This is a genomic window from Kineococcus haloalkalitolerans, from assembly GCF_050871905.1.
Taxonomy (GTDB): Bacteria; Actinomycetota; Actinomycetes; order Actinomycetales; family Kineococcaceae; genus Kineococcus.
On the sequence record NZ_JBJLSH010000001.1, the window covers coordinates 184,314 to 210,767 of the forward strand.

The 26,454-nt window shown below is 77.5% G+C and carries 25 protein-coding genes; 12 read left to right on the plus strand and 13 right to left on the minus strand.

The genetic code is table 11. The features are described from left to right. The first annotated feature begins 39 nt into the window (after positions 1-39). Both ACRYMY_RS00865 and ACRYMY_RS00870 read left to right on the plus strand, forming a co-directional pair. Positions 40-1,128 (plus strand): LacI family DNA-binding transcriptional regulator, encoded by a 1,089-nt coding sequence (locus ACRYMY_RS00865; protein WP_432545364.1) that lies wholly within the window; start codon positions 40-42, stop codon positions 1,126-1,128. 174 nt (positions 1,129-1,302) lie between these two features. Beyond that, positions 1,303-1,611, plus strand: a complete 309-nt coding sequence (locus ACRYMY_RS00870; RefSeq protein ID WP_432545365.1) for a putative quinol monooxygenase — start codon at positions 1,303-1,305, stop codon at positions 1,609-1,611. Between the two features lie 22 nt (positions 1,612-1,633). Here the strand turns inward: ACRYMY_RS00870 and ACRYMY_RS00875 are convergent, their stop codons facing one another. The 5 genes from ACRYMY_RS00875 to ACRYMY_RS00895 all read right to left on the minus strand — a co-directional run bounded on the left by ACRYMY_RS00875 (position 1,634) and on the right by ACRYMY_RS00895 (position 6,683). Beyond that, positions 1,634-1,858: a hypothetical protein gene (locus ACRYMY_RS00875; RefSeq protein WP_432545366.1), complete on the minus strand. Its 225-nt coding sequence runs from the start codon at positions 1,856-1,858 to the stop codon at positions 1,634-1,636. A gap of 91 nt (positions 1,859-1,949) precedes the next feature. Next, positions 1,950-3,020: a Gfo/Idh/MocA family protein gene (locus ACRYMY_RS00880; protein WP_432545367.1), complete on the minus strand. Its 1,071-nt coding sequence runs from the start codon at positions 3,018-3,020 to the stop codon at positions 1,950-1,952. Further along, the gene (locus tag ACRYMY_RS00885; RefSeq protein WP_432545368.1) at positions 3,017-4,513 is read right to left on the minus strand and encodes an FGGY-family carbohydrate kinase; all 1,497 of its coding nucleotides are present in this window, start codon (positions 4,511-4,513) and stop codon (positions 3,017-3,019) included. Before ACRYMY_RS00885 ends, ACRYMY_RS00880 begins: the two co-directional genes overlap by 4 nt. Positions 4,514-4,572: 59 nt before the next feature. After that, positions 4,573-5,418, minus strand: a complete 846-nt coding sequence (locus ACRYMY_RS00890; RefSeq protein WP_432545369.1) for an NAD-dependent protein deacetylase — start codon at positions 5,416-5,418, stop codon at positions 4,573-4,575. Beyond that, a complete protein-coding gene (locus tag ACRYMY_RS00895; protein ID WP_432545370.1) occupies positions 5,415-6,683 on the minus strand; it encodes an MFS transporter in 1,269 nt (422 codons plus the stop codon). Before ACRYMY_RS00895 ends, ACRYMY_RS00890 begins: the two co-directional genes overlap by 4 nt. A 75-nt stretch (positions 6,684-6,758) precedes the next feature. Between ACRYMY_RS00895 and ACRYMY_RS00900 the strand changes: the two genes are divergently transcribed. Beyond that, a complete protein-coding gene (locus tag ACRYMY_RS00900; protein ID WP_432545371.1) occupies positions 6,759-7,682 on the plus strand; it encodes a LysR family transcriptional regulator in 924 nt (307 codons plus the stop codon). A 253-nt stretch (positions 7,683-7,935) separates the two neighbouring features. Then, complete coding sequence (mprF, locus tag ACRYMY_RS00905) at positions 7,936-10,485, plus strand: bifunctional lysylphosphatidylglycerol flippase/synthetase MprF (RefSeq protein WP_432545372.1); 2,550 nt, start codon at positions 7,936-7,938, stop codon at positions 10,483-10,485. Between the two features lie 202 nt (positions 10,486-10,687). Here the strand turns inward: mprF and ACRYMY_RS00910 are convergent, their stop codons facing one another. The 4 genes from ACRYMY_RS00910 to ACRYMY_RS00925 form a co-directional block, all read right to left on the minus strand. After that, positions 10,688-11,422 carry an SDR family oxidoreductase gene (locus ACRYMY_RS00910; RefSeq protein WP_432545373.1) on the minus strand — a complete coding sequence of 245 codons (735 nt, stop codon included), beginning with the start codon at positions 11,420-11,422 and terminating at the stop codon, positions 10,688-10,690. A gap of 53 nt (positions 11,423-11,475) precedes the next feature. Continuing rightward, positions 11,476-12,339: a DNA-3-methyladenine glycosylase family protein gene (locus ACRYMY_RS00915; RefSeq protein ID WP_432545400.1), complete on the minus strand. Its 864-nt coding sequence runs from the start codon at positions 12,337-12,339 to the stop codon at positions 11,476-11,478. Then, complete coding sequence (locus tag ACRYMY_RS00920) at positions 12,336-13,538, minus strand: GNAT family N-acetyltransferase (protein ID WP_432545374.1); 1,203 nt, start codon at positions 13,536-13,538, stop codon at positions 12,336-12,338. Before ACRYMY_RS00920 ends, ACRYMY_RS00915 begins: the two co-directional genes overlap by 4 nt. Before the next feature lie 145 nt (positions 13,539-13,683). Next, positions 13,684-15,093, minus strand: coding sequence for a DNA polymerase IV (locus ACRYMY_RS00925; RefSeq protein WP_432545375.1), 1,410 nt, complete (start codon positions 15,091-15,093; stop codon positions 13,684-13,686). A gap of 83 nt (positions 15,094-15,176) precedes the next feature. Here ACRYMY_RS00925 and ACRYMY_RS00930 point away from each other — a divergent pair, with 83 nt between their 5' ends. Next, entirely contained in the window at positions 15,177-15,929 is a 753-nt protein-coding gene (locus tag ACRYMY_RS00930; RefSeq protein ID WP_432545376.1) for a sulfite exporter TauE/SafE family protein, read from the plus strand. 71 nt (positions 15,930-16,000) lie between these two features. Here ACRYMY_RS00930 and ACRYMY_RS00935 read toward each other — a convergent pair whose 3' ends face one another. After that, the gene (locus ACRYMY_RS00935) at positions 16,001-16,273 is read right to left on the minus strand and encodes a GlsB/YeaQ/YmgE family stress response membrane protein (protein ID WP_369053172.1); all 273 of its coding nucleotides are present in this window, start codon (positions 16,271-16,273) and stop codon (positions 16,001-16,003) included. 264 nt (positions 16,274-16,537) lie between these two features. Here ACRYMY_RS00935 and ACRYMY_RS00940 point away from each other — a divergent pair, with 264 nt between their 5' ends. Next, on the plus strand, positions 16,538-17,215 hold the full coding sequence (locus tag ACRYMY_RS00940) for a response regulator transcription factor (RefSeq protein WP_432545377.1): 678 nt from the start codon (positions 16,538-16,540) through the stop codon (positions 17,213-17,215). On the opposite strand, the gene ACRYMY_RS00945 is transcribed toward ACRYMY_RS00940, so the two are convergent. Then, positions 17,188-18,666, minus strand: a complete 1,479-nt coding sequence (locus ACRYMY_RS00945) for an ATP-binding protein (RefSeq protein ID WP_432545378.1) — start codon at positions 18,664-18,666, stop codon at positions 17,188-17,190. The two genes, ACRYMY_RS00940 and ACRYMY_RS00945, sit on opposite strands and share 28 nt — an antisense overlap. 44 nt (positions 18,667-18,710) lie before the next feature. Further along, complete coding sequence (locus ACRYMY_RS00950; RefSeq protein ID WP_432545379.1) at positions 18,711-19,937, minus strand: acyltransferase family protein; 1,227 nt, start codon at positions 19,935-19,937, stop codon at positions 18,711-18,713. A 388-nt stretch (positions 19,938-20,325) separates the two neighbouring features. Between ACRYMY_RS00950 and ACRYMY_RS00955 the strand changes: the two genes are divergently transcribed. The 4 genes from ACRYMY_RS00955 to ACRYMY_RS00970 all read left to right on the plus strand — a co-directional run bounded on the left by ACRYMY_RS00955 (position 20,326) and on the right by ACRYMY_RS00970 (position 23,972). Then, the gene (locus ACRYMY_RS00955) at positions 20,326-20,538 is read left to right on the plus strand and encodes a hypothetical protein (RefSeq protein WP_432545380.1); all 213 of its coding nucleotides are present in this window, start codon (positions 20,326-20,328) and stop codon (positions 20,536-20,538) included. A 90-nt stretch (positions 20,539-20,628) separates the two neighbouring features. Further along, positions 20,629-21,336 (plus strand): FadR/GntR family transcriptional regulator, encoded by a 708-nt coding sequence (locus ACRYMY_RS00960; protein WP_432545381.1) that lies wholly within the window; start codon positions 20,629-20,631, stop codon positions 21,334-21,336. A gap of 288 nt (positions 21,337-21,624) precedes the next feature. Beyond that, positions 21,625-23,061 carry a four-carbon acid sugar kinase family protein gene (locus ACRYMY_RS00965; RefSeq protein ID WP_432545382.1) on the plus strand — a complete coding sequence of 479 codons (1,437 nt, stop codon included), beginning with the start codon at positions 21,625-21,627 and terminating at the stop codon, positions 23,059-23,061. 14 nt (positions 23,062-23,075) lie between these two features. Then, positions 23,076-23,972: an NAD(P)-dependent oxidoreductase gene (locus ACRYMY_RS00970; protein ID WP_432545383.1), complete on the plus strand. Its 897-nt coding sequence runs from the start codon at positions 23,076-23,078 to the stop codon at positions 23,970-23,972. Positions 23,973-24,012: 40 nt separating this feature from the next. Here the strand turns inward: ACRYMY_RS00970 and ACRYMY_RS00975 are convergent, their stop codons facing one another. Then, positions 24,013-25,179 carry an epoxide hydrolase family protein gene (locus ACRYMY_RS00975; protein WP_432545384.1) on the minus strand — a complete coding sequence of 389 codons (1,167 nt, stop codon included), beginning with the start codon at positions 25,177-25,179 and terminating at the stop codon, positions 24,013-24,015. 99 nt (positions 25,180-25,278) lie between these two features. On the opposite strand from ACRYMY_RS00975, the gene ACRYMY_RS00980 reads away from it, so the two are divergent. After that, positions 25,279-25,923, plus strand: coding sequence for a TetR/AcrR family transcriptional regulator (locus ACRYMY_RS00980; protein ID WP_432545385.1), 645 nt, complete (start codon positions 25,279-25,281; stop codon positions 25,921-25,923). Positions 25,924-25,934: 11 nt separating this feature from the next. Further along, positions 25,935-26,324 carry a TIGR03618 family F420-dependent PPOX class oxidoreductase gene (locus ACRYMY_RS00985; protein ID WP_432545386.1) on the plus strand — a complete coding sequence of 130 codons (390 nt, stop codon included), beginning with the start codon at positions 25,935-25,937 and terminating at the stop codon, positions 26,322-26,324. The last annotated feature ends 130 nt before the right edge of the window (positions 26,325-26,454 follow it).

Below are 26,454 nucleotides of genomic sequence, written 5' to 3' on the forward strand. Positions count from 1 at the left end.
GTCAACGCCCCCGGCACCGCCCGTCGGTACCCTCGCCGGGTGCCGAGCAGCGACGGGCGGCGCACGCCCAGCGTGACCGACGTGGCCGCCCGGGCCGGCGTGTCCGTCGGCACCGTCTCCCACGTCCTCAACCACCCCGAGCGGGTGCGGCCGGCGACCCGCGAGAAGGTCGAGGCCGTCATCGAGGAGCTGGGGTTCACCCCCAACGCCAACGCCCGCACCCTCGTCGCCGGCCGCAGCAGCACGCTGGGCCTGGTCGTCGCCGACCTCGGCAACACGCTGTTCGTCGAGATCGCGCGCGGCGCCCAGCGCGAGGCGTACGCGCGCGGGACGACCCTGCTGACCGCCGACAGCGACAACGACGACGACCTGCAGGCCACCCACCTGGAGTTCCTGGACCGCACCCGCGTCGCCGGGGTCCTGCTCTCCCCCATGGCCGACCCCGGCACCACCGTCGACCGCGCCCGCCGGCACGGCACACCCGTCGTCCTCGTCAACTACGACACCGGCCGCGACGACCTGTGCACGGTCCTCGTCGACAACGACCGCGTCGGCCACCTGGCCGCGCAGCACCTGCTCGGGCTGGGGTTCCGGCGCCTGGCCTTCGTCGGCGCCAACCACACCCACCTGCAGCCGGTGCGCGACCGGCTCGCCGGTGCGCGTCGCGCCGTCGCCGAGGCGGGAGGCCGCGCGAGCCTGCTGGAGGTGGCCACCGAGGACGTGCGGCCCTCCGGCGGGCGGGCCGCCGGCCGCGAGATCGCCGCGATGCCCGCGCGCCGGCGCCCCCGCGCGGTCATCGCCGTCACCGACCTGTTGGCGATGACGGTCGTGCAGGAGCTGCTGGCCGCGGGCCTGGACGTGCCGGGCGACGTCGCCGTCATGGGCTGCGACTACGACACCCGCGGCTGGGGCGGCGCCGTGCCGCTGACGTCGGTGCACCTGACGGGCCAGGAGGTCGGCCGGGCCGCCGTCCGGCTGCTGCTGGAGGAGGCCGCGCACGAGGCCGGGCACGTGCACCGCACCGTGGTCGTCGCCCCGCAGCTCGTCGTGCGCGCCAGCTCCGCCGGCGACCGCGCCCCCTCGCCCGACGCCCTCGACGCGACCCCGCCCGTCCCCCACCTGCCCTGAAGCGCCGCACCCCGTCCAGCGCCGCTCCGCTCCTCCCCCGCCGTGATCTCGCAGGGATTCCCAGCGAGATCACGGTGGGGTGGGGAGCGAGGGGCAAGAGGCGGGGAGCGGAGAGGCGGGGAGCGGGCCGGAGCGGGGCGGGCGGCTGCGGCGGGACCGTGGGACGGTGGGGCCGTGGACAGCACCTTCGTCATCGTCGTCCGGTTCGACCTGCGCGACGAGGCCGCCGCGGCCGAGTTCGACCAGCTCGTCGCCGCCACCGTGCCCGGGATCCTCGCCGAGGAGGAGGGCACCCTCGTGTACACCCCGATGACCGTGGACGACGAGCCGCTGGCGCGGGTCTTCCACGAGGTCTACCGCGACCGCGACGCCCACCGCGCCCACGAGGCCCGCCCCGCCACGGCCGCGTTCCTCGAGCGCGTGCGCGAGCTCGTCACCGGCGTGCGCGCGGAGCTCTGCACCCCGGTCGCCGGCCAGGGCTGACAGCGCCCGGCGCGGGCCGGGCTCAGAGCTTCCCGAGCGTGAGCCCGGCGACCCGGCGCAGCTCCCCGGAGGAGAAGCGCACGGTGCACCAGTCGTCGGCCTCGACGGAGACGACGGTCCCCATGCCGTGGCGGTCGTGGGTCACGCGGTCGCCGGGGGCGAACTCCTCGCTGCGCGGGGCCGGCGGTGCGGGCTGGAACGGGCTGGTCGGCAGGTGACGGCGGGGCGTGCTCGCACGTGGTGACATGCCTCGAGTGTGCGCCACGCGGGCCCCGGCGGGAACCACCGTCACCCGGCCGCTGCGCCCCGGCGCGGCGGCCGGCCGGCGCGGACGGCGCTCAGCCCCAGGCCTCGCGGGCGGTGCGCACGGGCCGCCCGGTCGCCGCGGCCTCGCGCACGGCCAGGCCGAGCAGGTGGTCCTGGGCGCCCTGCGCCAGCGGGTACGGGCCGGGGCCCTCCCCGCGCGCGTGCTCGCCCGCGCTCAGCAGGACCGTGGCCACGGCGACCTCCTCGTCGTTCAACCGGGCGGGCGCGAACCGGTTGCGCCACAGCACCTCACCGTCGAGGGACACGTGCTGCAGGGCGAAGCCCTCGACGTCCTGGTGCCAGCCGGTCTGGCGGCGCACCAGCGCCGACTCCACGACGGTGAGCGGGTCCACCAGCCGCACCACGCGCTCGTCGACGACCTCCCCGAGGGTCCCGCGCACGACGGTCCGCCGGGCGCGCAGCGGGTTGCGGGTCTGCGTCTCGGTGAAGTCGTACAGGCCGTGCCGGCCGTCGCCGAGGTCGAGCACGGCGATCGTCGTGGCCAGGGGCCGCGGGGTCGCGTCGCCGGACCAGCCGGCCCGGCCCACCGGGTCGGCCAGCGGCGCGGTCAGCTCCACGGCCCGCACCTCGACCGGGCCGGTCGGGCGGCCCAGCAGGTCGCGCACGAGCGCCGCCGCGTGGTGGTACTGCGTGGAGGACACCTGCACGCTCGTCACCTCGCCGAGCAGGCCGCGCTCGACGAGCGCGCGGCGGGCGGCGTTGAACGGCACCGAGGGGTACTGCTCGGCCACGTGCACGCGCGCGGACGCCCCGACCTCGGCCCACAGCCGCCGCAGGCCGTCCAGGTCCGCGGCCGGCGGCGTCTCGGACAGCACGTGCGCGCCCGCCGCGACGGCCTCGGCGACCAGCCGCTCGTTCTCGCGCGCCGGCAGCGCCGTGACCACCACGTCGGGGCGGTCGGCCAGCAGGCCCTCCAGGCCGTCGTGGACGCGGACGCCGAACGGCGCGACGCGCTGCGCGGCGGCCGGTCCGCGGGCCAGGACCCCGCTGACCTCGAACACCTCCGGCAGCCGGGCGGCCACCCGCAGGTGCATGCCGGCGCGGTACCCGGCGCCGGCCAGCGCCAGCCGCACGGGCCTCACCGGCGCGTCACCCGCTCCAGCGCGGCGAGCTGGTGCTGCAGGTCCGCGGTGCGCTCGTGCAGCTCCCGGTAGGCCGGGTACAGCTGCGCGTACACCTGCGCGTCGTCCGGGCGCGGCCGCGTCACCGACTCCACGGCGTTCCACCGCGCGTCGACGTCGACCGCGCCGATCGCCACGGCCGCGAGCTTGGCGTCCCCGAAGGAGGCGCCGATCCGCACGGCCGGCACCTCCTGCTCCAGCCCCGTGACGTCGCTGACGATCTGCGGCCACAGCGCCGACCCGGTCCCGCCGCCGACGGCGACGACGCGGCGCACGTCCGCGCCGGCGGCCGCGAGCGCCTCCACGTTGTGCCGCACGCCGTACGCGGTGGCCTCCAGCAGCGCCCGGTGCACCTCGGCGGGCGTGGTGCGCAGGGTCAGCCCGAGGAGGGCGCCGCGGGCGTCGGGGTCGGCGAAGGGGGTGCGCTCGCCGGCGAAGTAGGGCAGGGCGAGCAGGCCGTTGGAGCCGGCGGGCACCTGCGCGGCGCGCTCGACGAGCTCGGCGACGTCGGGCGAGCCGACGGTGGTGCGCCACCACTCCACGGCGCTGCCGGAACTGGCCATGCCCGCCCCGAACGTCGACTGCCCCGGCCGCACGCCGGCCGTGCCCCACAGCGCGGGGTGGGTGCGCGGGCCGTCGGTGACGGCGACGAAGAACGTCGTGGAGCCGTACATGACCATGAGGTCGCCGGGTTCGCCGACGTCGACGCTCTCGGCCTCGGCCCAGGCGTCGACGGTGCCGGCGGCGACGGGCGTGCCCTCGGGGATCCCGGTCTCGCGGGCGGCCTCGCGGGTGACGGTGCCGACCCGCTCGGACGGGTCCACCAGCCGCGGCACCGGCAGCCCGGGGGCGACCTCGGCGCAGCGGTCCTCGATCCACGTCCGCGCGTGCCGGTCGTACAGGGGCGTGGTCTGGCTGGCGGAGTGGTGGTCCAGGACGTGCTCGCCGGTCAGCCGGAACGCCAGGTAGGAGTTCGCCATGAAGAAGTAGCGGGCGAGGGAGAACACCTCCGGCTCGTGCCGGCGCAGCCACTCGATCTTGGCGCCGGCCGCCTGGGAGGACATGACGGACCCGCAGCGCTCCAGCAGGTCCTCGCGCCCGTAGCGCTCCTCCAGCTCGGCGGCCTCGGCCACGGCGCGGGTGTCGACGCCGTACAGGACGGCCGGGCGCAGGGGGCGGCCGTCGGCGTCGGCCAGCAGGACGGTGGGCCCGATGCCGGAGGCGCACACGGCCACGACGCGGTCGCCCGTCTCGACGATCCGCCCGGTCAGCTCGCGGGCGAGGACGACGAGGTCGTGCCACCAGACGCCGTCGGCGTCGTGCTCGACCCAGCCGGGGCGGGGGAAGTCGGTGCGGTGGGGCACGGACGCGCGGTGCACGACGCGGCCGTCGAGGGTGGCGAGCACCCCCTTGCTGCTGCCTGTGCCGACGTCCACACCCAGGACCAGGTCCACGCGCGCCTCCTCGCTGCTCGTGCGGCGCATCCTGCCACCGCCGGTCCGGGGCGCCCGGGTCAGCCGGTGGGGGCGAGCGCCGCGGCCAGGCGCGGCAGGACGTCGCCGAGGGGGGCGTCGACGCGCACGTCGGCCTTCGCGTCGCCGCGGGTGGGCCCGGCGTTGACGACGGCGACGGGGGTGCCGCGCTTCGCGGCGTGCAGGACGAACCGGTACCCGGACATGACGGTCAGGGAGGAGCCGAGGACGAGGAGGGCGTCGGCGGCGTCGACGAGCGCGAAGGACGCCTCGACGCGGTCCTTCGGGACGGTCTCGCCGAAGAAGACGACGTCGGCCTTGAGGGCGTCGGCGCCGCAACGGCGGCAGGGGACGGTGCGGAAGCCCTCCAGCTGCTCGGCGCTCAGGTCGGCGTCGCCGTCGGGGTTGAGGGCGTGCAGCTGCTGCACGCGCGCGCCGAACCCGGGGTTCGCGGCGGCCAGGCGCCCGGCGAGCTCGGCGCGGGAGGTGACCTCCCCGCAGGACAGGCACACGACCCGGTCGAGGTTGCCGTGCAGCTCGACGACGCCGCGGCAGCCGGCGGCCAGGTCGAGCCCGTCGACGTTCTGGGTGATCGTGCCGGTGACGAGCCCGGCGGCGCCGAGCGCGGCGACGGCCCGGTGCCCGCTGTTGGGCTCGGCGCGGCGGAAGTGCTCCCAGCCGACGTGGCTGCGACCCCAGTACCGGCGGCGGGCCTCCGCCGAGCCGGTGAACTCCTGGTACGTCATGGGGGTGTGCCGCTGCAGCGAGCCGTTCGGGCCGCGGTAGTCGGGGATGCCGGAGTCGGTGGACAGGCCCGCGCCGGCGAGGACGGCCACGCCCCCGGCGGCGACGAGGTCCTGCAGGCGGTCCAGCTCGCGCGCGCTCACGCGCCCATGCTGGCCCGTGCGCGGCGGGTGCGCCTCGCGTCGCGGGCGCCGGGAGCGGTGCCGGCACCGCGCAGGGCGAGCAGGGCGAGGACCAGGGCGAGCACCGCGCAGGCGACGACGGCCGCGACGACCGCCGGCCAGCCGCCCGCGGCGAACGCGTACCCGCCCAGCCAGCCCAGCAGACCGGAGCCGGCGTAGTAGCCGAACGTGTAGAGGGCCGAGGCCTGCGCCCGCACGCCGGGCGGGGCCAGCGCGCCGACCCAGCCGCTGGCCACGGCGTGGGCGGCGAAGAACCCGGCGGTGAGGACGACGAGCCCGGCCACCACCAGCGGCAGCGGCGCCGCGGCCGTCAGCGCGGTGCCGGCCGCGAACAGCGCGACGGCGACGGTGAGCACCCGCAGCCGGCCCGCGCGCGCCGCCCACCGCCCGGCGGCCGCCGAGCTCCACGTGCCCGCCAGGTAGACGACGAACAGGGAGCCCACGAGCGTCTGCGACAGCGAGTACGGCGCGTCCAGCAGCCGGAAGGCCAGGTAGTTGTAGACGGTGACGAACCCGCCCATGAGCAGCAGCGCCTGGGCGTAGAGGGCGAGCAGGCCGGGCGCGGCCAGGGCCGCGCGCACGCGGTGGGCCAGGCGCGGCCCGCCGTCGGCGCGGCGGCGGCGCGCGAACCCGCGGGCGCGCGGGACGAGGGCGGCGAAGACGGCGGTGGCCGCGGCGGCCAGCAGGGCGACGGCGGCCACGCCCCAGCGCCAGCCGGCCAGGTCGGCCACGGCGCTGGAGACCAGGCGCCCGGAGAGCCCGCCCAGCGACGTCCCGGCGACGTAGGCGGCCGCGGCGGGGGCCACGTCGCGCCCGCGCAGCTCCTCGGCGAGGTAGGCCATCGCCACGGCGGGCAGCCCGCCGAGCGCGGCGCCCTGCAGGGCCCGCAGCACCAGCAGCTGCCCGAGGCCGCCGGCCAGCGGCACGGCCAGGCCGACGGCGGTCGCCACCAGCAGCGAGAGCGCCATGGCGGGGACCCGCCCGGCCCGGTCGGCCAGCGCGCTCCAGCCCACGACGGACACCGCGAGCGCCCCGGTGGCCACGGACACCGACAGCGCCGCGTGCGAGGCGGTGCCGCCCCACTCGTCGGCGAGCGCGGGCAGGACGGCCTGCACCGAGTACAGCTGCGCGAAGGTCGCCACGCCCGCGGCGGACAGGGCCAGGGTGGCGCGCCGGTACCCGCGGCTGCCGTGCGGGTGCCCCGTCCAGGGCGCTGCGGTGTCCACCCGCCTGACGGTAGGCATCGGGCTTCTCATGCGTCCAATGCATCCGTCAGCCCGGACTCATGCGATCGTGGTGCCGTGGACGACACGACCGGCGACGTCCTGCGCGCGCTCGCCGGGCCCCTGCGGGTCCTCGTGGCCGTCGCCGACCACGAGCACGTCACCCGCGCCGCGGCCGAGCTCGGCCTCGGGCAGCCGACCGCCAGCCGGGCGCTGGCCCGCGTCCAGGACGCCGTCGGGGTGCCGCTCGTCGTCGCCGAGGGCCGCGGCGTCCGGCTGACCCGCGCCGGGCGGCAGCTGGCCGCGGCGGCGCGGCGGGCGCTCGCCGAGCTGGACGAGGGCGTGCGGCGGGTGCGCGAGGAGGACGCCCCCGGCACCGGCCGCGTCGCGCTGGGGTTCCTGCACACCCTCGGCCCGGCGGCCGTGCCCGCGCTCGTGCGCGCCTTCCGCGCCACCCGTCCGGGCGCCCGGTTCTCCCTCGTGCAGGGCGCGGCCGGGACGCTGCTGGGCGCCCTGGCCGCCGGGGAGCTGGACCTCGTGCTGACCTCGCCGCTGCCCGCACGGGCCGGGCTGCGCGCGCACGCCCTCGTCGAGCAGCCGCTCGTGCTCGCCCTGCCGCCCGGGCACCGGCTGGCGCGCTCGCGGACGGTGGCGCTGCGCGACGCCGGGGACGAGCCGTTCGTCGTCTTCGAACCCGGCTACGGGCTGCGCGAGACGGCCGAGGCGATGTTCGCCGAGGCCGGCATCGCCCCCGCGATCGCCTTCGAGGGCGAGGACGCGGGCACCGTGCGCGGGCTGGTCGCCGCGGGCCTGGGGGTGGCGGTGCTGCCACCGGCGCCCGGCCCCGGCGGCGCGGACGTCGCGGGGGTCGTGGAGCGCCCGCTGACCGGGCCGACGCGCTCGCGCACCCTGGGCCTCGTGCACCGCGACGCGCCCCTCCCCCGGGTGGCCGCCGCCTTCCGCGACCTCGTCCTGGCCAGCCCGGACCTGCTGGCCCGCTGATCCTCCCCCCGCCCCGCGCCCCGCGGCACCTCGTCCGAGACCCCCTCCCCCGCCGTGATCATGGACGGTGGAACGTTCACCCATCCATGATCACCGTGATCTCGCTGGGAAACCCTGCAAGATCACGGCGGGGGTGGGCGGGCCGTGGGGGTGCGGACGCGACGAGGGGGCACGGCCGGCCGGCGCCTCCCGACCGCGTCGCACCGCGAGCCGCCCCGTCAAGGAGGACCGCGGATCCGCCGACTGCTCAGGGGTGAGCTCCCCGTCCAGGCCGTCGCCCGGCCCGCTGCGCCGAGCCCTCGCCCCGGCACTGGTGGCGGGGCTCCTGGTGGCCGCCGCCGTGCTGCTGCACCGCACGTTCCGGGACCTGTCCTGGGAGCAGCTCGGCGCGGACCTGCTGGCGCTCGGACCGGGGGTGGTCGCCGCCGCGCTGGCCACGACCGCGGCCTCCTACGTGGCGATGACCGGGTACGACGCGCTGGCGCTGCGCTACGTCGAGCACCGCCTGCCCTACCGCCGCTACGGCCTCGCCTCGTTCATCGCCACCGCCTTCGGCAACAACCTCGGCGCCTCGGCCGTGGTGGGGGCCGCGCTGCGCGCGCGGGTCTACTCCGGCTGGCAGGTGCCCGGGTTCGCCATCACCCGGATCATCGGCTTCAACCTCGTCACCCTGGTCCTGGGCGTCGCGGTCCTGGCCGGCGGCGGGATGGTCCACGACCCCGCCGGGGTCGGCGCGGCCCTGCGGCTGCCCGCGCCCGCGGTCGCCGCCCTCGGGGGCGTGCTGCTGGCCGCGGTCGCCGGGTACCTGCTGTGGGCGTTCGCCGGGCGCCGGCCGATCGGCGTGCGCGGGTGGCGCGTCGACAGGCCCGCGCCCGCGCTGGCGCTCGCGCAGGTCGCGCTGTCCACGGTGGAGTGGCTGACGATGGCCGCCGTCCTGCACGTGCTGCTGCCCGCCGGGGACCGGCCGGCGTTCCTGCCGTTCGCCGTGGCGTTCTCGATCGCCACCGTCGCCGGCCTGGTGAGCAACGTCCCCGGCGGCCTGGGCGTCTTCGAGGCGACGCTCGTGGTGCTGCTCGGGCCGACGACCCCGCCCGCGGACCTCGCGGTGGCGCTGGTCGCCTACCGGCTGGCCTACTTCGTCCTGCCCCTGGTGCTGGCCGCCGCGCTGCTCGTCGTCCACGAGGCCCGGCAGGCCCGTGCGGCCGGACGCGCCCGCACGGTGCTGACCCCCTCGGTCCTGACCCCCTCGGTCCTGACCCCCTCGGTCCTGACCCCCTCGGTCCTGGCGCTGGCCGCGGCCGGAGCGGGCGTGTTCATGCTCCTCGTCGGGGACCTGCCCGGGCCGTGGTCGCTGGACCTGTCGGCCGTCACCATCAGCCTGGCCGGGCTCGCCACCCTCCTGACGGCCCGCGGCCTGCACCGCCGCCTGAAGGCCGCCTGGGCGGCCGCGGTCGCGCTGCTGGCCGGGGTCACCCTCGTCGCCGCCGCCCACGGCGACCTGGTGCTGGCCGTCGTGACCGGCGGGCTGTCGCTGCTGCTCGTGCCGGCCCGCCCGGCGTTCCACCGCGGCACCCTCTGCGTGCGGCCGCGCAGCCTGGTCCTGGCCGGTGCCGCGACCGCCCTGCTGGGGGCGGCGGTCTGGTGGCAGGAGTCCAGCCGCGCCGGCGGCCCCGGGGACGCCCCGCTGCTGGCGGCACCGTTCGCGGACGGGGCCTCGGCCGTCGACCGGCTGCTCATGGCGGCCGGCACGGTCGGGGTCGTCCTCCTGGTGCGGTGGGTCCACCGGTCCCGGGCCCTGGCCCCGCACACCGTGGACGAGGACCAGATGGCCCTGGTCAGCGACATCGTCGCCCGCTCGGGCCCGTGCCTGGCGCAGCTCGCGTTCACCGGGGACAAGCGGTTCCACGTCAGCCCGGGCGGCGACGCCTTCCTCATGTACCAGGTGGAGGGCCGCAGCTGGGTCGTCATGGGCGACCCCGTCGGGGACCCCGACGACGTCCCCGACCTCGTCCTCGGGTTCGTGGAGGAGGTCGACCGCCACGGCGGGCGGCCGGTGTTCTACAACGTCCGCGCCGAGCACGCCGAGCTGTACCGCCGGTGCGGGCTGAGCCTGGCCAAGCTCGGGGAGGAGGCCGTCGTCGGCCTGGAGGAGTTCACCCTCACCGGCAAGGCCCGGGTGAACCTGCGCAACTGCCGCAACAAGTCCGCGCGGCTGGGGATGTCCGTGGAGTTCGTCGCGCCCGGGGACGTCGAGCCGCTGCTGCCCGCGCTGCGGGAGGTCTCGGACGCCTGGCTGGAGCAGCGCAACGGCAAGGAGAAGCGGTTCTCCCTCGGCGCCTTCGACGAGGACTACGTGCGGCGGTTCCCGCTGGTCGTGGTGCGCCAGCAGGAGCGCGTCGTCGCGTTCGCCACGCTGTGGACCAGCGCGGACGGGCGCGAGGTGCAGGTCGACCTGATGCGGCGGCTGCCCGACGGCCCCGGCACCGTGATGACGTTCCTGTTCGTGGAGTCGATGCTGTGGGCGAAGGAGCGGGGCTTCACGTCGTTCAACCTCGGCATGGCCCCGCTGTCGGGGCTGCGCACCGACGCGACCGCCCCGTTCTGGGACCGGATCGGCCACCTGCTGTGGACGCACGGCGAGCAGTTCTACAACTTCAAGGGGCTGCGCGCGTTCAAGCAGGGCTTCCTGCCCGAGTGGCGGACCTGCTACGTCGCCGCCCCCGGGGGTCCGGGGCTGCCGAACTCCATGCTGAACGTCGCGACGCTCGTCGGCGGCGGTGTGCGGGGCCTCGTCCGCGGCTGACCGCCCGGTGCTCGCCGCCCTCCCGAGCCCCCCGCCGCTCCTCCCCGACCCCCTGCCGTGATCATGGACGGTTGACCACTCACCCGTCCATGATCACCGTGATCTTGCTGGGTCTCCCTGCAAGATCACGGAGGGGTGGGGCCGGAGGGACGAGGGGGCTCGGAGGGGCGGGGGGTCCGGGGCGTCCTGGGGGCGTCGGGGGTCAGCGACCGCCGGAGACGTCGAGGGTCGTGCCGGTGACGTAGGAGGCGGCCTCCGACAGCAGCCACACGACGGCCTCGGCGACCTCGTCGGCCTCACCGCCGCGGCCCAGCGGCACCGTGGGGGCCAGCCGCTCCACCCGGCCCGGCTCCCCCGCGCCCGCGTGGATGTCGGTGCGGATCAGCCCCGGGCGCACGCCGACCACCCGCACCCCGGCCGGCCCGACCTCCCGCGCCAGCCCGACCGTCAGCGCGTCGACCGCGGCCTTGGACGCGGCGTAGTCGACGTACTCGCCCGCCCCGCCGAGCACGGCCGCGCGCGAGGACACGTTGACGACCGTCCCGCCGCCGGCCGGCACGAGGCGGCGCACGGCCTCCTGCGCGCACAGGAACGCGCCGAGGACGTTGACGTCGAGCAGGCGGCGGATCCGCGCCGGCTCCAGGTCCACGACGGGCGACTGCGCGGCGACCTGCCCGGCGTTGTTCACCAGGCCCGCCAGCGGGCCGAGGCGGTCGGCGGCGGCGAACAGGCGGCGCACGTCGGCCTCCTCGGCGACGTCGGCGCGCACCGCGACGGCGGTCGTGCCCAGCTCCTCGGCCTGCGCGACGACGGCCTCGGCGGCCTCGCGGTGGGTGGCGTAGCTGAAGCACACGGGGGTGCCGCGGGCGGCCAGCGCCCGCACGACCGCCGCGCCGATGCCCCGGCTGCCACCCGTCACGACCACGGTCCCGTCCACGCGATCACGCTACCGACACCGGCCGCGACCGTCCGCGACCACCGCCGGTGGGTTCAGGCGAAGACCGCGCCCGTCCACACGTGCAGCAGCGCGTAGCTGCGCCACGGCGACCACGCCGCGGCCCGGCGGCGCACCTGCGCGGCGGGCAGGTCCCCCACGGCGCGGCGGGCCACCAGGTCGCCGTCGAGGAACACGTCGTCGTCGCCGAGCACCCGCAGCGCGACGTAGTCGGCCGTCCACGGCCCGACGCCCGGCAGGGCGAGCAGCGCCGCGCGCGTGCCGGCGCGGTCGGCGGCGTCCAGCACCAGCCCGTCCGCCAGGGCCGCGGCCAGGGCGTGCAGGGTGCGGGCGCGCGCGCCCGTGACCCCGGTGACGGCGCGCAGCGCCTCGGGCCCGGCCGCGGCCAGGACGGCCGGCTCGGGGAAGGCGCGCAGCCCGTCCGGGCCCGGCCGCCCGTGGGCGGCGACGAGGCGGCCGGCGAACGTGCGGGCGGCGGCCAGCGACACCTGCTGGCCCAGGACGGTCAGCAACGCGGTCTCGGCGCCGTCCACGGCGCGCGGCACCCGCAGGCCGGGGCGGGCCCGCACCAGCGGGGCGAGCAGCTCGTCGCCGGCCAGCGCGGCCTCCGGCGCGCGGGTGTCGGCGTCCAGGTCGAGCCAGCGGGCGACCCGCGCCGCCAGGTCCGTCAGGTCCACCCCGTCCGGACCGTCGACGACCTCCACCTCGACGGCGCCGGCCGGCCCGTCCCCGCCCAGCCGGACGCTCACCGCCACCGGCCCGCCGGGCCCGGGCACCAGCCGGACGTGCTCGCCGGTGACCGGGTCGTGCCGCTCCAGCCCGGGGACGGCGTGGGCGGCGAGGAACCGGCGCAGCGGGACGAGCGCCAGCGGGCTCGCCGCCGGCAGCGACAGGATCAGGACGGCGTGCCGGGCGCCGGGCGTGGGCTGTTGGCGCGGGCCACCGCCACGGCGTGCCGCACCTGCTTGAGGGCCGCCAGCTGGGAGAACGCCGCGTAGCGCACCGCGGAGGCGCGCGAACCGGTGGCGTAGGCGACGTCGTCCTGCACGTGCACGCGCTCGCTCCAGCGCATCTTCGCCACGTTCGGGCCGGGCGAGAAGTTCACGAACGCGTCCCCGCGCTCGGCGGCGGCCTGGACCACCGCGGCCTGCAGCAGCGTGACGGCCGAGAACTCCCAGTACGCCGGGTCCAGGCCGGAGGAGTGCACGTACGCCGTGCCGGGCGCGTGCAGGGCCAGCTGCGAGGCGACGACGTCGCCGTCCACGACGAGCTCGGTCAGGCTCGCCTCCTTGGCCCCGGCCAGCCGCGGCAGCAGCGCCCGCAGCGGCTCGCGCACCGCCGGGTCGGCGTAGGCGTCGGGGTGGGTGGAGGTGCTGCCGCCGAACCCGGCGCGCGCCGCGTGGAGCCGGAACAGGCGCTGCACGGCGGCGTCGTCGACCTCCGCGCCCTCCAGCACGCGCACGCTCCAGTCGCGGCCCGTGCGGGTCAGGCGGTTGCGGCTGCGGCGCAGGCTCTCCTTGAGGTTGCGCTTGAAACCGGCGCGCACCTGGTCCCAGCCGCCCTCCAGCGGCAGCACGACGCAGGCGCGCGCGGCCCGGTGGGCGGAGTGCGGGGCCGCGGCGGTGGTCTCCTCCACCCAGGCGGGCTCGAACCAGGCGTCGTCGCGGGCCATCGACAGCTCCGCCCAGTCCACGCCGGGCACGTCGCGGGTGGCGCGCACGACGGCCTGGTGGACGCCGCGCGGGTCGGTGGGCGCGAGGACCTGCGGCAGCTCCAGCGGTCCGGGGCGGCCGTAGCCGACGAGGACGAGGCGACGGCCCAGCGGCAGGCGGGCCGGGCCCACGACCTGCTCGTGGAAGGGCGCCACCCCGGCCAGGCGGCCGGCGCCGTCGCGCACGAGCAGCAGGTGCTGGTGCGCCCGGTCGGGCACCGCCGTGCGGTAGTGGTGCTCCACCCACAGCGGCGAGCAGAACGGGTTCGCGGGCGCGCCCTGGCGCCCGACCAGGCCGTACCACTCGGCGCGCAGCGCGTCGGTGACGTCGTCGACCGTGATCCGCTGGACCTCGTACCCGCTGCCGGCCCTGGTGCCCGCACCCATGCCCGTTCCCCCACCGCGTCGTCCCGGCGTCCCGGCCGGTGCGGTCGGGACACGGGCCGGACGCCCCCCGCGTCCGGCCCGGTCACCGAGGGTGCCACCCGCACCTGTGCCCGCGCTGGGAGTTCACCCACGGAGCGCAGTCTGTTCACCCCGGTGCGTCACGGTCCGGGTCCCACACGGGGGGCGGGCCGGGCCGCAGGGCCGGGTCGCCGACCCGGAAGGTGCGCACCCGCCCCACGGGCGTGTGCGGGCCCTCGAAGCGCACGGTGACCCGTCCCACCCCCGAGCCCTGCACCCACCCGGGCCCGTGCTCGTCGTGCACGACGTCCTGCCCGGGACGCCACACCGGCTCGCCCACCGGTTCCGGTCCCGGCCCCGCCCCCGGCCCGGGCTCCGCGCCCGGCACGTCCACCTCCCCGCCCGCGGAGCCGTCCCCCGGTTCCTCCGGCTCCCCCGGCGGCGGCAGCAGGTCGGCCAGCAGGTCCGCCTGCGCGTACTCGGTCAGCCCCGAGACGCCCACCCCCAGCAGCCGCACGCCGTCGGCCACGTCCACCCCGGCCAGCAGGTCCGCGGCGTGCCCGCCGATCTCGCGCGCCGAGGACGTGGCGTGGGTGAGGGTGCGCGAGCGGCTGACGGTCGTGAAGTCGAAGCGGCGCACCTTGACGGTGACGGTGCGCCCGGACAGCCCGTCCGCCAGCAGCCGGGAGGCGACCCGGGCGGCCGTCCGCCGCGCCCGCTCGGTCAGCTCCCGGCGGTCGGTGAGGTCGACGGGGAACGTCTCCTCCGCCGACACCGACTTCGCCTCCCGCTCGCTGACGACCGGGCGCGGGTCGTGCCCGCGGGCCAGCGCCCGCAGCGACGTGCCGTGCGCGCGGCCCAGCAGCCGGACCAGGTCGCCCTCGTCGGCGGCGGCCAGGTCGGCCACGGTGCGCACACCGCTGCGGGCCAGCCGCTCGGCGGTCACCGCCCCCACCCCGGGCACGACGCGCACGCTCAGCGGCGCCAGCCAGGCGGCCTGCTCGGCCGGGGGCACGACGACCAGCCCGTCGGGCTTGCGGGCGTCCGAGGCGATCTTCGCGACGAACTTGCTGGCTCCCGCCCCCACCGACACCGTCAGCCCGGTCGCCGCGCGCACCCGCGCGCGCAGCGCCGCGCCCACCTCCGCGACGGCCGCGGCGTCCACGCCGGGCAGGACCGCGCCGACGTCCACGTACGCCTCGTCCAGGGAGACCGGTTCCACCAGCGGTGACAGCTCCCGCGCGATCTCCATCACCTGCGCCGACACGGCGCGGTAGGCCTCGAAGCGGCCCGCCAGGAACGCCGCGTGCGGGGTCAGCCGCCGCGCCTGCGCCATCGGCTGCGCCGAGCCGACGCCGTGGACGCGCGCCTCGTAGGAGGCGGTGGCCACGACCCCCCGCCCGCCGGTGCCGCCGACGACGACGGGCTTGCCGCGCAGGGACGGCTTGTCGCGCTGCTCCACGGCGGCGAAGAAGGCGTCCAGGTCCAGGTGCAGCACGCCGGGTCGCGTCGGGTCGGGCAGCCGCACGGTCCCCATCCTCGCGCCCCCTACGCTCGCGGGGTGCGCCACGCCCCACCCCCGCCCCCGCCCAGCCGCCGCGACCGGGCGGGGGTCGTCGCGTGGACGTGACGACGACCGGGTTCGTCGCCCTGCTGCTGGCCGCGCTCGTCGTCGGGTTCGCCAAGACCTGCCTGGGCGGGGCCGCCTCGATCGCGGTGGCGGTGTTCGCGGCGGTCCTGCCGGCGAAGGAGTCGACGGGCACGATCCTGCCGCTGCTCATCGTGGGCGACCTGTTCGCGCTGGCGGTGTACCGCCGGCACGCCGACTGGGGGCTGCTGCTGCGGCTGTTCCCGTCGGTGGCCGTCGGCGTCCTCGTCGGCGTGGCGTTCGTGGACGCCGTCAGCGACACCGTGATGCGCCGCTCGATCGGCGGGGTGCTGCTGGCCCTCGTGGTGATCCACTACGTGCGGGTGTTCCGGCAGAAGCGCGCCGGGGACGTCGTGCCCGCCTCGCGGGGGCGCCGGATCGCGGTCGGGGTGTTCTTCGGCTTCGTCGCCGGTTTCACCACGATGGTCGCCAACGCGGGCGGCGCCGCGATGTCGATCTACCTGCTGACGATGGGTTTCGGCGTCATGGCCTTCCTCGGCACGGGCGCGTGGTTCTTCTTCATCGTCAACGTGTTCAAGCTGCCGTTCAGCGTGGGCCTGGGGCTCATCACGCTGGACTCGCTGCGGCTGGACCTGCTGCTGCTGCCCGCCGTGGTGGCCGGGGCGTTCGCCGGCCGGTGGGTGGCCAAGCGCCTGGACCAGAAGCGGTTCGAGCACCTCGTCCTGGCCGCGACCACCGTCTCGAGCGCGAACCTGCTGCGCTGAGGGGCGGCCGCGGCCGGACGGGTGCTCGGTCCCCGTCCGCGCTCAGCGGACGGGTCGTGCGCCGCGAGGTGTCAGGCGCGGGTGCGGCTGCGGCCGCCGACGCGGGTCCAGATCAGCAGCGCGATGATCGCGCCGATGATCGAGCCGATCCAGCTGGACGGCTGCACGAAGCTGTCGCCGCTGCCGAACAGGACCCGGCCGAGGAAACCGCCGATGAACGAGCCCACGACACCCAGCAGGATCGTCCCGCCGATGCCCATGGACTGCTTGCCGGGGACGATCGCACGGGCGAGGAACCCGGCGACGAGGCCGATGACGAGGAGTCCGATGATGGTGCCCAGCACGGTCGTGTCCTTTCGTGGTGATCGCTTCCTGTCGAGACGGTAGGGGTGGGGAGTGACCTCGGCCACTCGGAACCGGCCGATCCGGATCACCGTCCGGTGACGGTCGCGCAGCGGTCGGGGAACGGTCGCCGAGCGTCGAGGTCGGGCCACCGCGCGTGCCCGGGGCGGGGCGGGCGGGCGGTCCTCGCGGCCCGGGCGCGCCCGCGGCACCGGCGCCGTGCGAGGCTCGGCGGGCGGGCGGTGGTCCGCGGACGGGGGGCGGTCGTGAGGGTCCTGCTGGTCGAGGACGAGGTGCGCCTGGCCGAGACGGTGCGGCGCGGGCTGGTCGCCGAGGGTTTCTCCGTGGACGTCGCCCACGACGGCCTGGAGGGGTACCGGCGCGCGCGCGAGCAGGACTACGACGTGCTCGTCCTGGACCTCATGCTCCCCGGCCGCAACGGCTACGAGGTGTGCCGCGACCTGCGCTCGGCGGGGGTGTGGACGCCCGTGCTCGTCCTGACCGCCAAGGACGGCGAGTACGACGAGACGGACGCGTTCGACCTCGGCGCGGACGACTTCCTGCGCAAGCCCTTCGCGTTCCGCGTCCTCGTGGCGCGCGTGCACGCCCTGCTGCGCCGGGGCGCCCCGGCGCGCCCGGCGGTGCTGTCGGCGGGCGACCTGACGCTGGACCCCTCGACGCGGCGGGTGGCGCGCGGCGACGTGGAGGTGCCGCTGACGGCGCGCGAGTTCGCCCTGCTGCACCACTTCCTGCACCACCCGGACGAGGTCCTCAGCAAGCAGGCGCTGCTGGAGGCCGTGTGGGACCCGCTGGTGCAGCCGGACCCGAACGTCGTGGAGGTCTACGTCGGCTACCTGCGCCGCAAGGTCGACGCGCCGTTCGGCCGGCAGGCCCTGCAGACCGTGCGCGGGCACGGCTACCGGCTGGCCGCCGACGGGGGCTGAGCCGCGTCCGCGGGCGAGCCGGTGGGCGGGACGGGCAGCCGCACGCGGAACAGCGCGCCGCCGCCGGGGGCGTCGTCCACCTCGACGGTGCCGCCGTGGGCGGCCACGAGCTCGGCGACGATCGCCAGGCCCAGACCGGTGCCGCCGCTGCCGCGCCCGCGCGCCTCCTCCAGGCGCACGAACCGGTCGAAGACGCGGGCGCGCTCGGCGGCCGGCACCCCGGGCCCGTCGTCGGCGACCTCCAGCACCGCCATGCCCCCCTGGCCCCCCTCGGCGCGCACGCCCAGCGCGACGGCGCCGCGCGCGTGCCGGGCGGCGTTGTCGGTGAGGTTGCGCAGGACGCGCGCCAGCTGGGCGGCGTCGCCGTGCACGCGCGCGGGGGCGGCCGCGACCCGCACCGCGAGGGCGGTGGTGGCGCGCAGCCGGGCCGCCTCGGCGCCCACGAGCTCGTCGAGGTCGACGTCGCCGCGGACGCTGGCCAGCCGGCCCTCGTCGGCGCGGGCCAGGACGAGCAGGTCGGCCACGAGGTGCTCCAGGCGAGCGCTCTCGTCCTCCACGAGGGCCGCGAACTCCTCCGGGGACGAGGTGCCGGGGTGGTCGGCCCACACCTCGGCGGCGGCGCGCAGGGTCGCCACGGGGCTGCGCAGCTCGTGGCTGGCGTCGGCGACGAAGCGCCGCTGCGCGCGCTGGGAGGCCTCCAGCCGCGCCAGCATGGCGTTCATCGTCTCGGCCAGGCGGGCGACGGCGTCGCGGCCGTCCGGGACGGGCACGCGCCCGTCGAGGTGACCGGCGCCGATGCCCTCCACGGTGCGGCGGATGGCTTCCACGGGTCGCAGGCTGCGCCCGACGAACACCCAGGTGGCGGCGGCGACGGCCACGAGCAGGGCGGGGGCGGCGACGGCGACGATCGCGGTGGCGGTGCGCAGCGTCGACTCCGCCGAGGTCCCGCGCTGGAGGACCACGACCCGGTAGTACTCGTCGTCGGCGGCGGCGCCCAGCGTCGTGGCGAACCACCGGCCCGGCCCCAGCGCGGGCTCCTCGCGGCGCTCCTGGGCGACCTCGGCCACCCGGGGCCGCGCGTCGCTGAGGGGGCCGAGGCCGGCGACGTCGCGGCTGGCGGCGACGACCACGTCGTCCTGGCGCACGACCTGCACGAGGGAGCCGCGGTCGTCGTCGGCGCCGACCGCGCGGTCCAGGGCCTCGCGGGCGTCGTCGTCGGTGCGCTCGGGCCCGGCGCGCAGCAGCTCGCCGGTGACGCTGAGGCGCACCAGGCGGGCCTGCACGGACCCGGACGCCTCGACGGCCTCGTACAGGGAGTCGCGCAGCACCAGCAGGCCCAGGCCGCTGCCGGCCACCACGAGCAGGCCGAGCAGGACGGTGGCGGCCACGGCGGAGCGGACCTGCACGCCCGCGGCGCGCCAGGCGCGGCGCGGGGAGGGGCGGGCGGGCACCTCGCCAGTGTGCCGGGCGGGGCGCGGCGAGCCCGGTGCAGCGGTCAGGTGGTGACCAGGACGGCGGCCGCCAGCGTCAGCGGCACGGCGGTGGCGACCAGGCCGGTGAGCAGGCCGCGCCGGTCCGAGCGGGCCACGAGCGGGGAGAAGCGCAGCGGGCGCTCGACGAGCAGCATGGTCGCGAGGGCGGGCAGGCCGGACAGGACCGCGAGGACGAGGTTGACCCGCCAGGCGTCGGGCACCCCGGCCTCGTGGGCCAGGTGGACCACCGGCAGGTGCCACAGGTACCAGACGTAGGACAGCCGCCCGCAGAACCGCAGGACGGGGTGCGACAGGACGGAGCCCACGGTGCCGCGGCCGGTGCCCGCGCAGCCGGCCGCGATCACCGCGACGGCGCCCAGCGTCGGCACGAGCGCGACCGTGCCCGGGTACGGCAGCGAGACCACCCACAGCGCCGAGGTGCCCAGCGCCAGGGCCCCCGCCCAGCCGGCGGCGACGACGGCGCGGCGCACCCCCGGCGCGCGGCAGGCCACCACGACGCGCGGGGCGGCGAGGGCCAGCAGACCGCCCGCGCCGAACTGCCAGGCGCGCGAGCCGGTGCCCAGGTAGCCGAGCAGCTCCGCCGCCGGGGTGACGAGCGCGGACACCGCCAGGGACACCGCCGACAGGCCGAGCAGCGCGCCGAACAGGCTGCGGCGCAGCGGCCACCCGCGCCGGCGGGCCAGGGCCGTGACGGCGATGACCAGCAGCGGCCACAGGACGTAGAACTGCTCCTCCACCGCGAGGGTCCAGTAGTGCTTGACGGGGCTGGCCGCCGCCTGCGGGGACAGCTCGTCGAGGTCCCCCACCAGGAGCCACCAGTTCGCCACCTGCAGGCACGCGGCGACGACGTCGCGCGCGAGGGCGCGGGCCAGCTCCGGCGCGAGCACGAGGACGGCGCCCAGCGTGGCGGTGAGCACGAACGCGGCGCTGGGGATGATGCGCCGCGCCCGGCGCGCGTAGAAGCGCGCCAGCGAGACGGTGCCGGTGCGCTCGACCTCGCGCACGAGCAGCCCGGTGATGAGGAACCCGGAGATGACGAAGAACGCGTCGACGCCGATCACGCCGCCGCTCAGGCGCGGCACGCCCGCGGCGGAGAAGAACACGAGGAACAGCGCGACGGCGCGCAGGCCCTCCACGTCCGGGTGGAACTCGTGCCCGTGCCCGCCGGTGCTGGCGGCCCTCCCCGTGCTCTCCCGTCCCGGCCGCGGCCGGACACCCTCCACCGTCACGCGGGCCTCCCCCTGGCTCGTCCGCCGCGGGCTGCGGCGGGCACCGGGGGGACCCTGCCCGACGGGCGCTGAGAGGCCGCTGAGACGGGACCGCCCGCGGGACCCCGGGCCCGGTTCGACAACCGCCCGCCCGTGTGAGCCGGCGCCGAACCGGTGACGGGGCCGCCACTCCCAGCGACCACCGGGGGTGCCGCGTGCGCCGTCCGGGGTGTGCGCCACCCGCCCGCGCTGCGGCGGCGGGAGGACCGCCGGGACGCGCCGTGGCGGCCGGGCGGGGGTTCCCGGGCGAGCGGGTGGTCCTGGCGCCCGGCGCTCCAGGAACGCCCGGCGCGGCCCGAACCCCTCTGCAGCGCAGGGGACGAGCCCCGGCCCGTGGAGAGGAGACCCGGTGCACCGCAACGGTTCCGGTATCAGCATCATGTCCGTCCTGGCTGCCGAGGCCTACGCCGACCGCCGCACCCCGCTGCCCGCGCCGAAGCCGGCGCCCGCCGCTCCCGTCGCCGAGGTCGCCCCCGTCGCCGCCCCCGTCGCCGTCGCCGAGGCCGCGCCGCGCAAGCGTTCCTGGTCGCTGGTGGGCCTGGCCCGCCGCGCCGCCGCCTGAGACCCGCCCCCACCCGGTCGGCCTAGACTCGGCAGCCGCCGCGGCGGTCCCGCCCGCGACGGGCAGGAGCCGAGGGGTCGAGGGGGCCGGGTGCCGCGCAGGTCGTTGGTCAGCGAGGTCGCCGAGGCCCTGCTCGACGAGGTCGTGCGCGGGGCGGTGCCCGTCGGCTCGCTGCTGCCGTCGGAGGCGGAGCTGTGCGCCCGCTACGGCGTCAGCCGCGTCACGCTGCGCGAGGCCCTGAAGACCCTGCAGGCCCAGCACGTCGTCCGCGCCGCGCCGGGGGTCGGCACCTACGTGGAGCCGGTGGCCCGCTGGACGGGCCTGGACGCGGTGCTGCGCGCCACGTCGGCCGGCGCCGGCGACGAGTCCGCGGCGGTCCAGCTGCTGGAGGTGCGCCGCCTGCTGGAGGTGGGCGCGGCCGGCCTGGCCGCGCAGCGGCGCGACGAGGACGACCTGGCCGAGCTGGCGGGCCTGCTGGAGGAGATGCGCGCCGCGCACGCAGCCGGCGACCCGGAGGCCTTCGCGCGCAGCGACGTCGCCTTCCACGACGTCCTGCTGCGCGCGACCGGCAACGTGTTCGTCGCCGTGCTGTTCGAGCCGCTGGGGCGCGTGCTGCGCGAGCGCCGGGAGCAGACGTCGGCGGTGCCGCAGGTGCAGGTCAACGCGCTCGCCGCGCACGAGGCCGTGCTGGCGGCGGTGCGCGCCGGGGACGCCGAGGCGGCCCGGCGGGCGATGGAGGAGCACCTGCGCCAGACCGCCGAGGACCTGCGGGACCTCGTCCTGCGCCGCCCCGCCTGACCCGCGCGCCGGACCGCCCACCCGCGCCCGAGCGCTCCCGAGCGCTCCCGACCGCGCCCGGGACCCCCTGTCCCCCCGCTCTCCGACCCCCTCACCCCTCCCCCTTCCGTGATCTTGCAGGTACTCCCAGCAAGATCATGGTGATCATGGATGGGCAGAAGCTCAACCGTCCATGATCACCGCGCGGAAGGAGGGCGGGAGGAGCAGGGTGCGGGTGGGCGCCGGAGCCCCAGGACCCTCGGCGTCCGTGATGTAAGATGTCTGACATCTGATCACGAGGAGGGACCCGTGGACGAAGCCGTCCTGCTCGCGAACCACCCCGCCCCCGTCGCCGTGCCCGCCGCCGCGGTCGCCGAGGTCGTCGCCCAGCGGCCCACGGTGCTCGTCGTCCTCGACGACGACCCCACCGGCACGCAGTCCGTGCACGACCTGCCCGTGCTGACCGCCTGGGACGAGAGCGACTTCGACTGGGCCTTCGCCCGCTCCGCTCCCGCGGTCTACGTGCTCACCAACGCGCGCAGCCTCGACCCCGCCGCGGCCGCCGAGCGCAACCGCGAGGTCGTCACCCACGCCCTGGCCGCCGCCGAGCGCGCCGGCGTGCGCGCCGACTTCGTCAGCCGCAGCGACTCCACCCTGCGCGGGCACTTCCCGCTGGAGACCGACGTCATCGCCGCCGTCCTCGCCGAGCGGGCCGGCCGCCGCGTCGACGCCGTCGTCCTCGTGCCCGCCTTCCCCGACGCCGGCCGCGTCACGATCGGCGGCACCCACTTCACCCGCACCCCCGACGGCCTGGTGCCCGTGGGCGAGACGGAGTTCGCCCGCGACGCCACGTTCGGGTTCACCAGCTCCGACCTGCGCGACTGGGTGCAGGAGAAGTCCGGCGGCCGCCACCGCCGCGACGACGTCGTCGTCCTGGACCTGACGACGATCCGCTCCGGCGCCCGCGCCGTCGCCGACGCCCTCGCCGCGGTCACCGACGCCACCCCCGTGGTCGCCGACGCCGTCACCGAGGACGACCTGCGCGCCCTGTCGCTGGGGCTGCTGGAGGCCGAGGCGCGCGGCAAGGAGCTGCTGCACCGCGTCGGGCCGCCGTTCGTGCGCGCCCGCGCCGGCCTCGACGTGCGCGCGCCGCTGAGCGCGCAGGAGGTCTTCGGGCCCGGCGGCGGCGCCCCCGGCGGCGGCCTCGTCGTCGTCGGCTCCCACGTCGCGCTCACCACCCGCCAGCTGGAGCGGCTGCAGGGCGAGCGCCCGCAGGCGCGCTCCGTCGTCGTCGACGTCCCGCAGGTCCTGGCCGCCGACCGCGCCGCCGACCACCTGGGCGAGGTCGTCGAGGAGACCGTGCGCCTGCTCGCCGAGGGCGACGTCGTCGTCTCCACCAGCCGGGTCCTGCAGCGCACCGACGACCCGGCCGCCAGCCTGGAGATCGCCCGCCGGGTGTCCGCCGCCGTCGTCGAGGTCGTCCAGCGCGTCCTGGCCGCCCGCCCGCCGCGCTTCGTCGTCGCCAAGGGCGGCATCACCTCCAGCGACGTCGCCGCCCACGGCCTCGGGATCCGGCACGCCGTCGTCCGCGGGCCGATGCTGCCGGGCATCGTCTCGCTGTGGGAGCCCGTCGACGGCCCCGCCGCCGGGATCCCCTACGTCGTCTTCGCGGGCAACGTCGGCGACGACGCCTCGCTGGCCGCCGTCGTCGACACCCTCGCCGACCCGGCCCTCACCGCCCGCTGACCCTGGAGACCACCGTGAGCGAGACCCCCTCCCCGACCGTCGCCGTCCTCGGCCTGGGCGCGATGGGCCTGCCGATGGCCCGCCGCCTCGCCGAGCGCCTGCCCGTCCACGGCTTCGACATCGCCCGCGAGCGCCTGGACCTGGCCGAGGCCGCGGGCGTCACGCCGTTCTCCTCCGCGCGGGCGGCCGCCGAGGGCGTGGACGCCGTCCTGCTCGCCGTGCGCGACGGCGCGCAGCTGCGCGCGGCCCTGTTCGGCGAGGACGGCGTCGCCGCGGTGCTGCGTCCCGGCGCGGTCGTCCTCATGACGAGCACCGTCGGCATCGAGGAGGTCACCGCCGTCGCCGAGCGGCTGGCCGAGACCGGGGTCGACCTGGTCGACGCCCCCCTCAGCGGCGGCCCGGTGCGCGCCGGGGAGGGCGACCTGCTCATCGTCGTCGGCGGCACGCCCGCCGCCCGCGAGCGCGTGGCGCCCGTCCTGGAGCAGCTGGCCTCCACCCTGAGCGTCATCGGCGACCGGCCCGGCGACGGGCAGGCGTTCAAGACCGTGAACCAGCTGCTGTGCGGGGTGCACATCGCGGCCGCCGCGGAGGCGCTGGCCCTGGCGCGGGCGCTGGGCCTGGACCCGCGCACGACGCTGGACACGCTGGCCACGGGCGCGGCGGGCTCGTTCATGCTCGCCAACCGCGGCCCGCGCGTGCTGGAGGCGCTGGAGGGCGGCGACCCGGAGGTGCTCAGCCGCCTGGACATCTTCGTCAAGGACATGGGCATCGTGACGGCGGCCGCCAAGGGCGCCGGGCTGCCCACGCCGGTGGCCGCGGCCGCCGAGCAGCTGTACCGGCTGGGCGCCGCGCACGGCATGGGTGCCGCCGACGACGCGAGCGTCGTGCGGGTCGTCGCGCCGGGGGCCTGAGCCCCGGACCGCGCCCCGACCCGCGGGGCGCGGTCCGTCCTCAGGCGGTGCGCAGCGCGCGGAACGTGGTGCGGACCTCCTCGACGAGGAGGTCGGGCTGCTCCATGGCGGCGAAGTGGCCGCCGCGCTCGAGCAGCGCGTGGTGCAGGACGGTGCGGTAGCGGCGCTCGACCCAGCGCCGGGACGCCTGGACGGCCTCGCCGGGGAAGACGCTGAACCCGATGGGCGTGGGACCGGGCCCCTGAGCGCCGGCCGCCTGTTCCCGCTGCGCCTCCCAGTACAGCCGCGCGGAGGAGGCGCCCGTGCCGGGCAGCCAGTGCATCATCACGTCGTCCAGGAACTCGTCGCGGCCGACGACGTCCAGCGGGTCCCCGTCGTGGTCGACGACGTCGTCGAAGACCGTGAGGATCCACGCGGCCAGCCCGACCGGGGAGTCCAGGAGCGAGTAGCCGATCGTCTGCGGCCGGGTGGCCTGCTCGCGGGCGTAGGCGTCCTGGTCCGCCGCGTACCGCTGGGCGCGCTCGACCATCCGCCGCTCCACCGGGTCGGCGTCGCGCACCTCCTCCGGCGTCGGGAACACCAGGGGCAGGTTGACGTGCAGCCCCGCGCACCCGGAACCCGGCCGCCGGCCGATGGCGTCCACGACGGCGGCGCCCCAGTCACCGCCCTGGGCGAACCAGTCGGAGTGGCCCAGGCGGCGCATGAGTTCGATCCACGCGTCGGCGGTCCGCGCGACACCCCACCCGGGTCCGGTGGGCTTGTCGGAGAACCCGAAACCGGGCATCGAGGGGACGACGACGTGGAAGGCGTCCTCCGCGCGGCCGCCGTGGGCGACGGGGTCGGTCAGCGGGCCGATGAGCTTCCGGAACTCCAGGACGGACCCGGGCCAGCCGTGGCACAGCAGCAGGGGGCGGGCGGCGGGTTCGGGCGAGCGCACGTGCAGGAGGTGGATCCCCAGCCCGTCGACCACCGTGCGGGAGGAGCCGAGGGAGTTCAGCTCCGCCTCGCAGCGGCGCCAGTCGTAGCGCTCGGTCCAGTGCACGACGAGTTCACGCAGGCGGTGCAGGGCCGGGCCCTGCCCGGGGGCGGTCTCCGCCTCGGGCCAGCGCGTGCGGGCCAGGCGGTCGGTGAGGTCGTCCAGGTCGGCCTGCGGGACGTGGACGGTGAAGGGCTGGACGAGGTCGGGGGCGGTGGGGGCGAGGGTCACGACGTTCCTCCGGGTGGTGGGGGCGGTGTCGGGAGCCGACCACAAACGGAGACGGGATTCAACTTGAGAACCAACTCTCCAGTTCGTTACGCTCACCGCGTGCCGGACACCGCCCGCCCCCTGCGCCGCGACGCCGAGCGCAACCGCCGGCTGCTGCTGGAGACCGCCGCCGACCTCATGGCGCGCCGCGGCCTCGACGTCTCCTACGAGGAGATCGCCGCCGCCGCCGGCACGGGCACCGGCACCGTCTACCGGCGCTTCCCCGACCGCGACGACCTCGTGGACGCCCTGTTCGCCGAGCACGTCGACGCCGTGTGCGCGATGGCCGAGGACGCCGCCCGCGACGAGGACGCCTGGCGGGGCCTGACGGGTTTCCTCGAGCGGCAGCTGGAGCGGGAGGCCGCGAACCGGGCGCTCGGGCAGATCCTGCGCGGACAGCGGGGCCCGCGGGCCATCGCCCACCGCGCCCACGAGCGGATGACCCCCCTCGTCACCGACCTCATCGCGCGGGCCGTGCGCGCCGGGCAGCTGCCCGCCGGCGTCGTCCCCGCCGACCTCGTCGCGGTCCACGTCATGGTCGGCGGCGTCCTGGACGCCTCCGCCGCGACCGCCCCCGACCTGTGGCGGCGCGCCCTCGCGATCGCCCTGGCCGGTCTCCAGCACGCGCACCTGCCCGGACCGGCGCCCGGCGGCGACGTCGTCGAGCAGCTCTACAGCCACCCCGACCAGCGACACCACCCGTGAGGAAACCCACCGTGACCCTGCCCCAGCCGCTCCTGGACGTCCTGAACGACCGGGCGATCTGCTTCGTGACCACCCTCATGCCCGACGGCTCCCCGCAGATCAGCCAGACGTGGGCGGGCACCGACGGCGAGCACGTCCTCGTCAACACCGTCGAGACCCACCAGAAGGCCCGCAACGTCGCCCGCGACAGCCGCGTCGCCCTCGGCATCGCCGACCCGGCGAACCCCTCGCGCTCGTGGGCGCTGCGCGGCCGCGTCGTCGCGACCAGCACCGACGGGGCGCGCGAGCAGCTCGACGAGCTGTCGCACAAGTACATCGGGCGCCCCTACCCGGGGTTCGGCGGCACGGACCAGCGGCGGGTCGTGCTGACCGTCGCGGTCGACAAGCTGCACACGCCCTGACGCCGTCCGGGAACGGCAGCGGGGGGGGGGGGGGGGGGGGGGGGGGGGGGGGGGGGGGGGGGGGGGGGGGGGGGGGGGGGGGGGGGGGGGGGGGGGGGGGGGGGGGGGGGGGGGGGGGGGGGGGGGGGGG

Coding starts and splice junctions, on each gene's coding strand:
- ACRYMY_RS00875 (WP_432545366.1), bottom strand. CDS start 1,858: ATGTCACCACGTGCGAGCACGCCCCGCCGTCACCTGCCGACCAGCCCG.
- ACRYMY_RS00920 (WP_432545374.1), bottom strand. CDS start 13,538: ATGGGTGCGGGCACCAGGGCCGGCAGCGGGTACGAGGTCCAGCGGATC.
- ACRYMY_RS00925 (WP_432545375.1), bottom strand. CDS start 15,093: ATGGGGACCGTGCGGCTGCCCGACCCGACGCGACCCGGCGTGCTGCAC.